This is a genomic window from Butyrivibrio sp. LB2008 (genome assembly GCF_000621565.1).
In the GTDB taxonomy this organism is placed as follows: Bacteria; Bacillota; Clostridia; order Lachnospirales; family Lachnospiraceae; genus Butyrivibrio.
The window spans coordinates 48,925-63,852 of sequence record NZ_JHXZ01000017.1; the positions used below are offsets into that span (position 1 = coordinate 48,925).

The 14,928-nt window shown below is 41.4% G+C and carries 14 protein-coding genes; all 14 read right to left on the reverse strand.

Annotated features, from left to right (window positions below):
- Window positions 1–167 precede the first annotated feature (167 nt).
- The gene (locus T356_RS0106410; RefSeq protein WP_026513781.1) at window positions 168–842 is read right to left on the reverse strand and encodes a UDP-N-acetylglucosamine pyrophosphorylase; all 675 of its coding nucleotides are present in this window, start codon (window positions 840–842) and stop codon (window positions 168–170) included.
- 1 nt (window position 843) lies between these two features.
- Window positions 844–2,946, reverse strand: a complete 2,103-nt coding sequence (locus tag T356_RS0106415; protein ID WP_026513782.1) for a DNA topoisomerase — start codon at window positions 2,944–2,946, stop codon at window positions 844–846.
- Window positions 2,939–4,315 carry an ATP-binding protein gene (locus T356_RS20230; protein WP_051563210.1) on the reverse strand — a complete coding sequence of 459 codons (1,377 nt, stop codon included), beginning with the start codon at window positions 4,313–4,315 and terminating at the stop codon, window positions 2,939–2,941. Before T356_RS20230 ends, T356_RS0106415 begins: the two co-directional genes overlap by 8 nt.
- An 11-nt stretch (window positions 4,316–4,326) precedes the next feature.
- A complete protein-coding gene (gene asd / locus T356_RS0106425; protein WP_026513783.1) occupies window positions 4,327–5,412 on the reverse strand; it encodes an aspartate-semialdehyde dehydrogenase in 1,086 nt (361 codons plus the stop codon).
- Window positions 5,413–5,442: 30 nt separating this feature from the next.
- Entirely contained in the window at window positions 5,443–6,828 is a 1,386-nt protein-coding gene (gene argH / locus T356_RS0106430) for an argininosuccinate lyase (RefSeq protein WP_026513784.1), read from the reverse strand.
- Window positions 6,829–7,031: 203 nt separating this feature from the next.
- The gene (locus T356_RS0106435) at window positions 7,032–7,688 is read right to left on the reverse strand and encodes a hypothetical protein (protein WP_026513785.1); all 657 of its coding nucleotides are present in this window, start codon (window positions 7,686–7,688) and stop codon (window positions 7,032–7,034) included.
- An 11-nt stretch (window positions 7,689–7,699) separates the two neighbouring features.
- Entirely contained in the window at window positions 7,700–8,344 is a 645-nt protein-coding gene (locus T356_RS0106440; RefSeq protein ID WP_026513786.1) for a hypothetical protein, read from the reverse strand.
- Between the two features lie 4 nt (window positions 8,345–8,348).
- On the reverse strand, window positions 8,349–9,227 hold the full coding sequence (locus T356_RS0106445; protein WP_026513787.1) for an ABC transporter ATP-binding protein: 879 nt from the start codon (window positions 9,225–9,227) through the stop codon (window positions 8,349–8,351).
- 19 nt (window positions 9,228–9,246) lie between these two features.
- Window positions 9,247–9,615 (reverse strand): GntR family transcriptional regulator, encoded by a 369-nt coding sequence (locus T356_RS0106450; RefSeq protein ID WP_026513788.1) that lies wholly within the window; start codon window positions 9,613–9,615, stop codon window positions 9,247–9,249.
- Window positions 9,616–9,728: 113 nt separating this feature from the next.
- A complete protein-coding gene (locus T356_RS0106455) occupies window positions 9,729–12,764 on the reverse strand; it encodes a glycoside hydrolase family 2 TIM barrel-domain containing protein (protein ID WP_026513789.1) in 3,036 nt (1,011 codons plus the stop codon).
- A 162-nt stretch (window positions 12,765–12,926) separates the two neighbouring features.
- Window positions 12,927–13,511, reverse strand: coding sequence for a DJ-1/PfpI family protein (locus T356_RS0106460; RefSeq protein WP_026513790.1), 585 nt, complete (start codon window positions 13,509–13,511; stop codon window positions 12,927–12,929).
- A 12-nt stretch (window positions 13,512–13,523) separates the two neighbouring features.
- Window positions 13,524–13,835, reverse strand: coding sequence for a TIGR04076 family protein (locus T356_RS0106465; RefSeq protein WP_026513791.1), 312 nt, complete (start codon window positions 13,833–13,835; stop codon window positions 13,524–13,526).
- Between the two features lie 85 nt (window positions 13,836–13,920).
- A complete protein-coding gene (locus T356_RS20235) occupies window positions 13,921–14,637 on the reverse strand; it encodes a GNAT family N-acetyltransferase (protein WP_026513792.1) in 717 nt (238 codons plus the stop codon).
- The gene (locus T356_RS0106475) at window positions 14,618–14,821 is read right to left on the reverse strand and encodes a hypothetical protein (RefSeq protein WP_026513793.1); all 204 of its coding nucleotides are present in this window, start codon (window positions 14,819–14,821) and stop codon (window positions 14,618–14,620) included. Before T356_RS0106475 ends, T356_RS20235 begins: the two co-directional genes overlap by 20 nt.
- Window positions 14,822–14,928: the final 107 nt, after the last annotated feature.

A 14,928-nucleotide genomic window follows, 5' to 3' on the forward strand; every position in this document is an offset into this window, starting at 1 on the left:
TTGTAAAGTAATGAACCATTACTTACTAACTACCTGTGATTTAGACTGACCATTAAAAATGTGCTTGCCGGGCACGGTCAGAGACAGCGAACAACAATCCGCCAAAACTTATTTTGGCATAAATTCATGTATATTTCAATGCCAATGTTATATTTTTAACGGATTATTTATTCTTCAATCTTCTTAACGATATGATCCTTATCTTTAAAGATATGATGTGCAGGAATGCAGCCTCTTACTGATGAAAGCGGATAAACATTGCACCATCTGCCGATAACCGTTCCGGGATTAAGAACAGAATTACATCCGACCTCAACGTTATCTCCAAGCATCGCTCCCATCTTCTTAAGACCTGTTTCAACCTGATCATCCGCACCGTTCTTTACAACGATGAGCTTCTTGTCGCTCTTAACATTAGATGTGATGGAGCCTGCGCCCATGTGAGACTTAAATCCGAGGATTGAATCACCCACATAGTTGTAATGAGGAACCTGAACCTTATTAAAAAGAATTACATTCTTAAGCTCTGTTGAATTTCCTACTACAGCGCCCTTTCCGACAATTGCACTTCCTCTGATGAATGCGCATTGTCTTACTTCCGCATCTTCATCGATGATGCAAGGACCACCGATGTATGCTGAATCAAACACCTTTGCGCTCTTTGCGACCCATACATTTTCTCCGCGCTTCTCAAACTTATCTGCGGGAAGCTTATTTCCAAGCTCTACGATATAGTCCTTGATTCCCGCAAGAAGCTCCCAGGGATACTCCTTAGTCTTCATATAATCTGCCGCAATAGTCTCATTCAGATCATACATATTAGAAATTTTGAATTCTTCCATTTCACGCCTCCGTTACCGTATTTTTCTTTTTAGTACTTTTCTTTGCCGAGCTTTTCTTTGGCTCAGCTTTCTTGTAATTGGTTGAAACATAGTCAAACCTTGACTGTAACAGCCTTCTGTAATCATTCTGCTTTACAAGATTCGTCCTCTTGCTGACAAAATCATCAAGCTTATCCATATACTCTTTTTCAGAGATACTGCCTTCCGCAACGCCTGTAAGTCCCTTCTCCCAGCTAGCCGTAAGCGCCGGATTGAGCATAGGCTTCATGGAACACGCAACAGTCTCGTATATCATCTCTCCAAGCTGTGTGGGCGTTATTATCTGCGTCTTCTTATTAAGATTCAGATATTTTATATTAACAAGTTTTGTCAAAATTCCAGCTCTCGTAGCACTCGTTCCGATTCCCGAACCTTTTATCTGGGCTCTTAGTTCCTCATCCTCGATAAACTGTCCGGCATTCTCCATTGTAAGGATCATCGTGCCCGAATTGTATCTCTTGGGCGGAGTCGTCTCACCCTCTTTAAGTTCAAACGATTCGGCATTAAGAACATCGTTCTTCTTAAGCTTTTGAAGATGTTCAAAGAGCTCCTCATCAGTTACCGTCTCGTCTTCGCTCTCGTTTTCTTTTTCGTCATCCGACTTTTTATTCTTATCTTTATCCTTAAAGAACGAATAATCCATCACATGAAGGTAGCCCTTCTGGGTAAGTATCTTGAAGTTTGCAAAAAAGTGCTCTCTCTTACCCTCTTCTTCCTTATTGTCCATCGCAAGCTCAAGCGCAACCTTCTGATAATTCGCAGGCGGGTAAAAGACTGCCAAAAACCTCCTAACTATTATCTCATAAACTTTCGCCGATGTAGGACTCAGTCCCTGAAGTGCCGACAATCCCTGTCCCGTAGGAATTATCGCATAGTGGTCGGTAATAGCCTTGTCATTTACATATCTCGTCTTCTCTATTCCCTTGTATGCCTCGTGCTGCAATATTGACTTGGCAAATATCGCACAAGGAGCATACGCCGAGAGTCCGCTTATATTCTTATCTATCACCTTTGCGATAGCCGATGACATAACTCTGGCATCCGTTCTCGGATACGTCGTGAGTTTCTTCTCGTAGAGTTCCTGAGCCACCGCAAGTGTCTCATCGGGACTTATCTTAAAGAATCTCGAGCAGTCATTTTGAAGCTCCGCCAGATTATACAAAAGAGGCGGATTCTTGGCTTCTTTTTTCTTCTCGCACTTAAGTACCGATGCACTGACAGGTGTCTCTCCAAGCGCTGCAATCAGCTTCTCTGCGCCCTCTTTTGTCTTAAAGCCCTTCTCACTGTATAGGTCAAACGAGCCGTTATACTTGGAGTCATCAGTCACTCTCCACTCAGCGTCGCATTTTTTGCCCGCTATATCAACCTTAGAAATAACGCGGTAAAAAGGAGTCTTCACAAATTCCCTTATTTCCCTCTCCCTCTCGACAACAATGCCCAAAACACAGGTCATTACCCGTCCGACGGAGACAACGCACTTATCTATATTGAGATAGTTCTTTATAGAATAAGCATATTTCAAAGTAAGAGCTCTGGAGAAATTGATACCCATAAGATAATCCTCTTTTGCCCTAAGGAACGCAGACGCTCCGAGGTTATCATACTCGCTGTCGTCCTTCGCTTCCCTGATACCTCTTAGGATCTCATCTTCCGTCTGGGAATCTATCCATACTCTTTTTCTCTTCTTATCTTTTACATTTGCCTGCATGTCAACAAGACGATATATATATTCACCCTCTCGTCCCGAGTCGGTACATATATAAATCGTATCAACATCTTCTCTGTTCAGCAGTTCTTTTACTATCTTGAATTGTTTTGAGACATTCCCGATAACCTCGTATTTAAAGGTTTCCGGAATAAAAGGAAGTGTGTCCAAAGACCACCTTTTGTACTTCTCGTCATAGACCTCAGGATAGCTCATGGTCACCAAGTGTCCGACACACCACGTAACAATGGCGGTATCAGACTCTAGGTAACCGTCTCTCCTGGAAAAATTTATTTTCATTGCCGAAGCAAAAGCCTGAGCCACACTCGGCTTCTCTGCTATATATACCTGTTTAGCCATTCGTAAGTTCGTCTATCCCGATCAACTTTATCTTACTTTCGGGCTTCATGGCGGCATCCTGTAGCCACGCATCAAATCCCACAGTTGAAAAGAGATAGTAATAATCTCCCTCAAGTCTTGCTTTTTTTGCGCAGGACTCAATGCTTATAAGATCATCATGTGTAGCTTGCCTCTGCCAACAGCACATTCCGATTGCCGTATCTCCCACATCGCTTTGGACGATAATATCAAGGTTTCCCTCTTTTCCAAGCCATTCCCCTTCATCTTCGATCTCAAAGGGAAAAAGACCTCTCTCCTCGCAGTGCAAGATATACTCTCGACAAACGGACTTAAAATATTCCGTAGCATAATTTTGAATTCCTGCAGATATAAATATATCATAAAATCTCTCGGCAGGCATCCGCACAAGATTACTTTCATTTGGAAAGATAAATCTGAAGTAGAAATCTATTAAGGGATCGGCTATCTTGTACACTCCCTTGACTACATTTTCTCTTCCGACATTTCCAAATGAAAAAGCCTTGTAAGCAAAATCATGATTTATCAAAGTCTTAAGATAAACAGAAATCTTCGCTCTCGAGAACCCCGTCTCATGATATATATCATTGAGCTTATTGATACCGCGTGCCATCACGGAAAGAATCGTGTGATAGACCGCTGTTTCCCTGAGATTCTCGGAAGTAAGCCTAAGCGCCTCTCCGTATAGAAAAGAATTCTTGTTTAATATGTTCTTGCAAACATTTTCTTTAAAAGAAAGCGAATCATCAAAATACTTCCACAGCCCGGTCTGTCCGCCGAGCACAGAATAGGTCAGTACCGCATCCTTGTAAGACATGTTGGGATAGAACGCTCTCATGGCAGAAAAAGGAAGTGGCTTAATCTTACGAAATCCTGCAATATTCCCTGCAAGATTGCCCAGATTCGTCACCATACTGTTTTCAACCCAGTTGACATCGCTACTTACAAGAAGAACAAGAATCTGTCTTAACTTGCCGTTCTTTTCAATATACTCCGTCAGCTGAGCCATAAATTCGCGATCTGTCTTTATTATGTTCTCAAAGTTTTTGATCACAAATATAACGGGTGCTCTTCCGACAGAATCCGCGCACACAGTAAAAAGCTCATAATAGCTTCCTACATTGTCCGCAGAAATACTGTCGTTCTTAAGTTCATCGGTCCACAGCCTGAGCTGTTCTCTGCCCGACGCAGATCGCGCCGAGTAGAAAAAGCTCTTCCTGTTTTCCATGAATTTCATAAGAAAGGCATCCTGTTCAATATTCCTGTGTCCGTAAACAACAAGAATATTGGACAAACCGCTCTCATAATATCTGTTTAAAAAACTTAAATCGTCCTGTCTCTGCTCTTCCATACTTTACTTTATCACTTTTTGTTAATAAATCCGCTTGCCTTCAAGAGCTCTGCACACTCAACCGCACCGCCTGCAGCACCGCGAAGAGTATTGTGTGAAAGACCTACAAATTTCCAATCATAAACAGAATCCTCACGGATACGTCCGATGCTTACACCCATGCCGTTCTCATAGTTAACGTCAAGTGTGATCTGAGGTCTGTTATCTTCCTGCATATACTGAATAAACTGCTTGGGAGCGCTGGGAAGCTTAAGTTCCTGAGGAAGTCCCGAGAATTTCTCAAGCTTCTCGATAAGCTGTTCCTTTGTAGGATTTTTCTTGAACTTAACAAATGCAGCTGCTGTGTGACCGTAAAGAACAGGAATTCTGATGCACTGGCATGTGATCTTAACGTCGTCAGCGGGAACGATAACACCATTCTCAACCTTACCCCAGATTCTAAGAGGCTCTTTCTCTGACTTCTCTTCTTCACCTGAAATGAAAGGAATAACGTTTCCAACCATCTCCGGCCACTCATCGAAGTTCTTACCTGCACCTGAAATAGCCTGATATGTTGTAGCAACTACCTCGTAAGGCTCAAACTCTTTCCATGCTGTAAGAGCGGGTGTGTAGCTCTGTATTGAGCAGTTGGGCTTAACTGCGATGAATCCCTTTGTTGTTCCGAGTCTCTTCTTCTGGAATTCGATAACATCCATATGCTCAGGGTTGATCTCCGGAATGATCATAGGAACATCGGGAGTCCATCTGTGCGCGCTGTTGTTAGAAACTACAGGTGTCTCTGTCTTAGCATACTCTTCCTCGATAGCCTTGATCTCGTCCTTTGACATATTTACTGCTGAAAGAACAAAGTCAACATCCTCTGAAACGCCCTTTACATCTGTAACGTCCTTGATAACGATATTCTTGATAGAATCAGGGATAGGTCCGTCCATCTTCCATCTGTTTCCTACAGCCTCTTCGTATGTCTGTCCTGCACTTCTGGGGCTTGCAGCAATTGTTGTAACTTCAAACCAGGGATGATCCTTGATAATATCAATAAATCTCTGTCCTACCATTCCTGTTCCGCCAAGTACCGCAACCTTTAATTTCTCGCTCATAATGTCCTCCTAAGATTCTCCTAAAATATATTAAAGCTTAAATTCTTTTAAAAAAGCTTCATTAGCATCAATTACTTTCTTCATAACTACGGGGCTCGGTGCTCCGACCGTAAGTCTCTTATTTACGCAAGTCTCAAGACTGATCGCATCATAGATATCTTCGTCAAAAAGCTCCGAAAAGCTCTTAAGTTCATCAATCTTAAGATCGTCTATCGCACACTTCTTGTCTATGCAATAAAGAACAAGTCTTCCGATAACGGAATGTGCATCTCTGAAAGGCATGCCCTTAACAACGAGGTAATCTGCCGCATCAGTGGCATTTGTAAAGCCCATCATCGCACTCTTTTCCATGTTCTCTTTGTTGAACTTGAGTGTCCTTAACATGTCGGTAAAAAGAGTCAGGCAATTTGAAGCCGTATCAATGGCATCAAACGCAGCCTCCTTGTCCTCCTGCATATCCTTGTTGTATGCAAGCGGGATTCCCTTCATCGTTGTAAGAAGCGACATGAGATCTCCGTAAACTCTTCCGGTCTTTCCTCTTACAAGTTCCGCGATATCGGGGTTCTTCTTCTGAGGCATGATGCTGCTTCCTGTAGAATATGCATCATCAATGTCCACAAATCTGTATTCGTTTGAGTTCCATATGATGATCTCTTCGCTGAATCTCGAAAGATGCATCATAACAGTTGAAAGAGCCGCAAGGAACTCAATAAGGTAATCTCTGTCAGATACGGAATCCATACTGTTTAATGTAGGTCCGTAAAAATCAAGGAGCTGTGCGGTATAATCTCTGTCAAGCGGATATGTCGTTCCCGCAAGCGCTCCCGCTCCGAGTGGACAATAGTTCATCCTCTCTCGTATATCCTTCATCCTGAGAAGGTCTCTTTTAAACATCTCAAAATATGCACCAACATGATGTGCAAGTGTAACGGGTTGTGCTTTCTGAAGATGCGTAAAACCGGGCATATATGTCTCGGTGTTCGCTTTCATAATATCAAGAAGCGTTTCAAGCATATTGTTCAAAAGATCTGCCATGTGCTCAACTTCGCCTCTAGCATAAAGTCTCATATCAAGAGCGACCTGATCGTTTCTGCTTCGTCCGGTGTGGACCTTTTTGCCTGCGTCTCCGACCCTGTCTATAAGATTAGCCTCGAGGAAACTGTGAATATCCTCATATTTGCTGGTAATTTCAAGTTTCCCTGACTTAACGTCCTCCAATATAGAATCAAGTCCCTCAGTTATGAGCTTCTTCTCTTCTTCGGAAATGATGTTCTGCTTGGCAAGCATAGTAGCATGTGCCTTGCTGCCTCTGACATCCTGTTCCAAAAATCTCTTGTCAAAACTGATGGATGCATTAAAATTCCAAGCCAGTTCATTGATACTGCCGGTGAATCTGCCTCCCCAAAGCTGTGCCATATTTATTTATCCTTCCCACTTTTTCATAGTAAAGTACAAAAAATTATAATCACAACTTAACATAAGAGGCTTTCAAAAACAATGTAAAATATTGCTCAAATCTTAATTGGTTTAAGTTGTTTTATTGTGTAAAAAAACAAATGTCCGCGATACGCGGACATTTGCTATGAATATTTATTATTTTGTTCATGACATTTATGCATTTATGATGCATAATCGACTGACACATTCCTGAAAGTCAGCCAGTTAACCGTAAGTCCCGCAGCGGCAAACAGAAGAAAAGTAAACAAAATACTGAAATTGGCAAGGTCATTATCAAGTGTTATCGCCATAAATTTATTCACCTGTTCCTTGGCTCCCGGAAATACATCGGTAATCCTCGAAATCCCCATAGTTCCGGTCATAAATAAAATATAATATGCCAAATATGCGATCTTTCCGAATCTCAGAATACTGTTTGCCGCAAGCCCCTCTATCCACATGATCACGCCAAAACACAGGATCAGAAGTTTTAAATATACTGCAGCTCCCAGGTTAGGTACAAAAACCAGCGGGAAAAAGAAAATAAAGAGCTCCGCAAAATCCAAAATCCTGCTCCATATAAACAGCTTATGCCTTGTCATTCCAAAACTCAAACCTCTCGGAACTTCAAATGCTATCATAATTGTCTTAATAAGCATTGCAGATCCTAAATAAACACATGCACCTATTGTAAATGCTACATATATTCCGCCAACATCACTTATACCCGCAGCCAATACCCCCATAATCACAATCGAGATAACGAGCACAACAGTAAACAGAATATATTTTTCACTTGTTTTTTTTAGGCATATAATCCTTTTAATATCTTTGATCATATTTCCTCCGATTACAAAACAACCATGCTTTTCTTATTAACTCTGTATATCAAAACTTCCATTACTCCAAAAAGAATTACTGCGCCGGCGATCAGAACCTGCTTATATGTTTCAATTTTCGCCATGAAACCGCCATCAACAATATAAAGCAAGCTTGTTCCCATATAAAAAATGATAAAAATAAAGCAAGCCGCCATCATAACCACTCGTCCGTATTTTTTCACCTTATGTCCCATATATAGTCCAAAAGCACCGCCAAAAAGTGACATACAAGTTATCATGGCAGCCTGTTCTACAATCCCCGTCTGCCCCGATATAAGAGCAATCAAGCCAAAGAACAAAACATTGATCAATGCAAAAACACTCTGTTTTATAATGTTCCCATAAAAAATATCTTTTCGCCTTGCCCCCATAGACAATACCATACTGTCATGCCAGCTTGGAGAATAAAGGGAGTAGCATAAATTCAGATAAGGTACTATATAACGTGTGAACTGAAGGACCATCCTAATAACCCTCTCATTCCAATCATCTACTCCAAACATCGAAAGTGTCCACACAAATCCGACACACAGAATACTACCGATTGAAACCGCAGATAATTTAAGTCCATGCAAAAAATAATACTTTGCAGCGCGCTTTGAAAGAATGCCCATTTTATCAAGCCCCCTTTTCTTCATTCACACACATTGCATAAAAGAGATTCTGAAGTGACACGGGTTCAGACTGAACACCATCCCCAAAGTCTTCTACAGGATGCTCCGCAAGAACGGTTGCGGCCTCAAAACCTCCGATATTCTCGGAATTGTAAACCTTATAACCCGATACTGCCTTCTCTACAGCTTCTTTTGCTCCGCTTACGCGATACGCCCTCGACAAAAGCTCTTCCGTGTTATCTTCAAACTTGATCTCACCTTTATCAATAATGATGACTCTCTCAAATAAAGAAGCCGCTTCTTCTATGATATGCGTACTTATAATGAAGGTTCTTCCCGTATTTGCATATTCCTCAATGACAAGCTTATAGAACTGCTCTCTTGCCACAACATCAAGTCCTGCAACAGGCTCATCAAGAATTGTGATATCAGCCTTACTTGCAAGCGCCACGATTATCGTAACCGCAGAGAGCATACCTTTTGAAAGTTTGCTTATTTTTTTCTTAATATTGATATCAAAGAGATCCACAAGTTTCTTCGCATACTCTTCGTCCCAATTTGCATAAAAAGTTCTGGCTGTAGCAAGATAATCTTTTACCTTAAGTGTATTGGGGCCAAATATCGTAACCTGAGATATCTCTCTTGAATAGCAGATGCGCGAAAGAGCCTTCTCATTTTCCCAAACCTGTTCGCCGTCCAAAGTAACACTTCCTTCCGTTGCCGGATTCTGCGCTGTAAGTATGGACAAAAGAGTTGTCTTTCCGGCTCCGTTTCGGCCTATCAGCCCGTAGATCTTACCTGTTTCGATATCAATATTGACATTCTTAAGCACTGTGTCTTTGCCATATTTTTTTACTATATTTTTTCCTGATAAAATCCCCATACTGCCTCCTTCTTGAGTCTCAGTTCTCACTACTTTTGTCTATCATTTTCTTAAGTTCTTCCTTATCGATTCCGATAAGATTAGCCTCGTTGATTATCTTTTTCACGAACGTCTCGTAAAAGTTCTTTCTTCTCTCTTCCATTATCTTCGCTTTAGCTCCGGTCTGTACAAACATGCCAATCCCTCTTTTCTTGTAAAGAATCTCTTTGTCCACCAGGATGTTGATACCTTTCGCCGCAGTTGCCGGATTGATTTTATAAAACTTGGATAACTCTGTAGTACTTGGAACTTGTTCTTCCTCAACCAGTATGCCGCGCAATATCTCATCTTCTACCATTTCGCTTATCTGCAGGTAGATTGACTTCTCTTCGCCCAGATTATCCAGCACACCGCTCACCTCCTCTTTAGTTGTGTGGTTAGTTACTTGTGTAATTAACTATAGCACAAAGAAAAAGATATATCAAGTGACATATCTTTTTCCTTATATTTGCTGCGATATTCTTATTCCATAAATTTAAACGACATGAAATCAAAATAGCTTCCGGGCAGGAAGATAAATGACACATCCCACTTTCCGCTTCTGTTTCCGATGTCAAAAGTTATGGAAGCATAATCCTGTTTTTCGGGAAACTCAAGTAATTCCCGCTCCTCTTTTCCGCTCTCTTCGTCATAGAAACGAAGATGTATTGTATTTGCGCCCTTTATGGCTCTTCCCGTTATTACAATACTGTTTGCTCCTTTGTCTCCGAAATCGAGAATACCAAAGCCTACAGTCACATTGTTTCCGATACCCTGAATAATATCATTCAGCCTCAGGAAGCTGTCGCCGTAGATTGAATCTGCGTCCGGCGCCATTATTTCCGTATAAGTTCTAAGCTCTTTTTCAGTGCCGTCTGCAACATTCCCTCCGATTCCTTCGGCCACAAAGTCAAGCTCCGAGATTACTTTCGCAGAGTCAGCGCCGTTATATGCTTCGCATCTTATTTTAAAATATCCGTCTCCCAATGCAGTGATTATGGCTCTATTACCGTCTGCACTTACCTGTGCAAGTTTTGTATCTTTCCCTTTTCTGTTGAGCACCCTGAATTTAAGCTTCTGCATAGGCGCGCTTGCAGGGAAAATTTTTGCCGTGACAACGGTCGACTTCACATCAGGGCTCAATTTCTGTCCTTTTTCGGAAAAGAGCTTGATCGTCCTTATATCTGTCTTTTGCGTCAGCTCTGCATCAACCTTAACAGGCGCTCCTTCCTTGTCAACCTTTACAATAGCAAGAAGTTTTCCGCCAAAGAGCCTTCTGGTATCAGCCTGATAGCTGTCAAAATCGGTACTGTCACCATTATCAAGGCCTATCAGCTTTCCGCCCTTTACAGAAACATGCACATAATTATTTGCATTTTCTACAGGATTCCCGTCAGCATCAAAAGCGCTTATTTCCGCAAAAACAAGATCACCGAATGTATTCTCGGCATCCGCCTTTATTTTTAGCGAAGCTACATCTCCAAAGGATTTTCTTTCATCCCTTGCGATTATATTGCCCACCTCATCATATGCCACCGCTTCAAGTGTTCCTTTTTCATATATAACGCTGTAATCGGCCAGTATATGATTGCCGCTTCCGGGCTTATTACTAAGTTTATGCGCTCCAAGGCTCTTTCCGTTTAAGAAAAGTTCAACCTTGCAGCAATTGCTTGCAACTCTGACATCTATACGCTGACCTTCATTAAAGTCCCAGTAGGGAAAGACATGCACAAACGGATCTTTCTCGCAGCTTACCCATGCCGATTTCCACACATAATATGCATCCTTGTTAAATCCCGCAGTGTCAATAAGTCCAAAATAAGAATTCTTGGTCTGATAAGGCGTAGGCTCGCCTATATAGTCATAGCCCGTCCAGACAAACTGTCCAAGCGAATACTTAAGATCTCTGTCATTGCAGATTGCGTACTCATAGTTCTCGGCTCCCCAGCCGGTCGTGCTGTTTCCAAGAGACGAACACTGAAGATCCGTATCCATCAATATCTTTTCTCCAAGAGGGAAATGATATATATTCCTGCTGTGAACCAGTGAATAAGTCTCACTTCCGTATATGATCCAATCGGGATTCTTCTCATGGTGTTTTTCATATAGTCTCTCCGCGTAGTTATAACCTACAACTTCAAGCTCATCAGCACATTTCTGCGCATTTTCCCACGGCATATAATTGGAAGCCGACGTAACAAGGGCGTTCTTTAAAGGATCAAACTTTCTGACAAGCCCTCTGAGCTCTTTGGTTATCTCCACACCGCGCTCAGACGCATGAGTATCATAGATTTCATTTCCGATACTCCACATGAACACACTCACGTGGTTTCTGTCTCGTTTTACCCAGCTCTCCGCATCCTTCTCATGGAAGTCTCTCCAGAACTGCGCATAGTCATATTCCGTCTTTGCTTTCTCCCACATATCAAAAGCTTCCGAGATAATTAAAAATCCCATCTCATCCGCAAGATCAAGAAGTTCAGGAGCATAAACATTATGCGACAGCCTGATTGCATTTACACCAAGTTCCTTAAATTGGCATAGCCGTCTTCTCATTGCATTTTTATTAAAAGCAACTCCGAGTGCCCCCAGATCGTGATGTATGCAAACACCTTGAAGCTTGGTATGCTCTCCGTTTACAAAAAGACCTTCCGCAGGGTCGATTTTCAGATCTTTAAAACCGATATTGATTTTTGTCTTCTGAATACACCTTCCATCTATCGATAACGTAACTTCAAGTTTATAAAGATTAGGATTCTCAGGGCTCCACAATTTTGGATTTTTTATGAAAAAAGAAATCTCTTTTTCGCTGGATGAATCTATCTGTTTAGACAATGCACACGTTTTTTCTTCGGCACCTACATTACCCTGTCCGAGCGGCTTAACTTTACCGTCTGCCTGTCCGAATAAGTCAACTTCACTGTTTTCCGGTCCGATTAAATCAAATTCTCTGTTTTCATCATCAAATAACCTATACAGCACTTCCGCTTTTCCGGCCTTTGTTCCCAAAATTTCCGCCTGTAGCGTAAGTTTGTAGTCTTTTCCCATTTTCTTGGAATGAACATAAATGCCATTCTCCGGTATATATGTGTCATCAAGCTCATCTATCCATACATTTCTGTAAATTCCGGCGCCCGAGTACCATCTTGAACTTGGATATCTGCATCTTACACCGACATATATATCATTCTCGCCTTTTTTCACATAATCGGAGACATCAAGCACAAACTGCGTATACCCGTTCTTCCACTCTCCGGCTTCCTGTCCGTTTATGTACACGATGCTGTCCATGTAGATACCGTCAAATATTAAAAATGTCTTTTTATCAGGATTTACTACTTCAAACCTGTTGCTGTACCATCCGGTATTTGTACCATACAGATTATGAGGATCCTCGATCATCCAATCATGCGGAATCTCAACGCTTGTAAACTTATCTGCACTCTTTACAGCAGTCTCGTAACCGGTGCCATATTCAGACTTCCAAAACTTCCAGCCATCGTTAAAGAGTCTCTTCATATGTTTGGTCTCCTTTTAACTCAATAGCGTTATTATCTGATTATTTAATCATACATTAAATATAAGTTTTTTTCGACGTTAAATGTGCTGACACGTTGACAATTTGATAAATTATAACACTACGCAATTGATCAAAAGTCAGCATGTCAGCACATTTTTATCTTAAATATATCCCATACCCGTTTTTATAACGTTTGTCTTCTCTTCTCCGATAAGTCTTTTAACCAGCTCATAAGCGACCTGCGGAGCCGTCTGCGGGCAGTACGATGTTATGATATTGTCATCGATCACGACAGGTTCATTTATCACATTTACGCCAAATCCCGCAAGTTCTTTCTGCCTGTAGGCATCGCACAGATGATATGTTGTGCCTTTTCTTCCCTCCAGTGCTCCGCTCTTTCCGATTGGAAGTGCCGCAACGCAAACACTTGCTACAGTCTTCCCGCTATCGTTGAACTTACGGATAAGCTCAAGAAATCTCTCATCATATGCTTCTTCGAAAAAGCCGAAATTATGATCTCCTCCGGGAATTGCAAGTGCATCATAATCATTTACATCTATTTCATCTATGAGTTTATCTGTATTTATCTTGGTTTCCCAGAACGCACTTGGCACTTCGCGTTCAAATCCGCATGTTTCAAGTTCAACATCATATCCATATTCACTCTTCGCCCAGCCTGCCACATCATAAAACGGCGCAAACTCAAGCATTTCAAAGCCCTTACAACAAAACAGCAATATTTTCATATCTCGCTCCTATCAATCTAAAACTTGTTCCAGCTTAAAAACTACAGGTCTTGTTCCGTCTGTACAGCATAAGATCTTTGTTTTCGGATTCTTATACCAGTCGTTGATTATATTATCTCCACTCATCAAAGCGCATAGAGAAGAATATATATCAAGCCATGCAACAGGGCAAAAGCCTTCCGGCATAACAGCTCCGCCTTCATAGAAAAACTCATCTCCTACTTCAAGCAAAGGACATGCTCCGGACTCTTCCCCATCCACCAGATACTCTTCAGCAAGATCCCCGTAAAACTCTTTCCTGATCACAGTAATTTTTACTCTCATACCTAAAAAATTTCTCCTCCGTTACCACATATACCTGAAAACTTTCTCTCACGTTATCACGTATACCTGAAAACTTTCTCTCTCGTCACCACATCCAGAATATTGTTCCTTCAGACTTGGTTAAGCCAAGTTTTTTCTGAAGTTCAAGTGATGCTGTGTTGCCAACGACAACTTGTCCGAAAGGTATATACCCCTTTTCAAGGGTTCTTCGTATCATCTCTATCTCAAGAGCTGTGCCGTACCCCTTTCTTCTGTGTTCCTGTAACACCTGTAAGAGTCCAACACTACCTTCCATGTGCTCTCCTATAAATCCGACAGGACAACTGTTCTCATACCCCATAACGATATTGCAACGCTCAATAAGCTCTTTCAGCTCTTCTTTACTAACAAGGCCATACTCTCTTGAAATAAGAGGAAAATCTTCCATTGTTGCCGTTTTGTATTCGAGCACATCATCCGCTTTAGGTGGCTCTTTTGATAAGAACGCCATCTGATAACACTCCATGATATTCTCATAACCAAACTTATCAGCAACTCTCCTGCCAAGCTCCGCGTTGGATATCATTATAAGAGGTTTTGTTTCACCATTATTTTGCTTCGTATCACCAATATTTCGCTTTGTATCATCAATGTTTTGCTTCAAAATCTCCATTCCTTTTGAAGCATCATCGCAGGCCAGCATCAGAGCCTTGCTTCTCGTATCCTTAAGCAGTATTGCGTCATCTGTCTTTTCAATTATCTGTGCCGTTCCGCGCTTTATAACGCGATCTATATTCAAGTTTTCAATTGCATTTAAATCCATAATTAATTCCTTCTTCAAGCGTCATCTTCCCCATAGTCCGCGCATCTTCAGTCTCATGCCATGCCTTTCGAAAAGCCATGTGCTCAACTCCAAGATCCACCGCAATATCTTCACTAAAATATCTCCTCCCATCAAACAACGACACCAGTGTTTCAAACATGTCAAAAACAACCGCTTTAATCATTTACTCCTCCGTAAAACCTGATTACATCTAATTCTGTTTACTATAATACATAATAGCTCAATATCTTTACAACATTATGGTCATTTCGAAAAAGTGACTAAATCTGA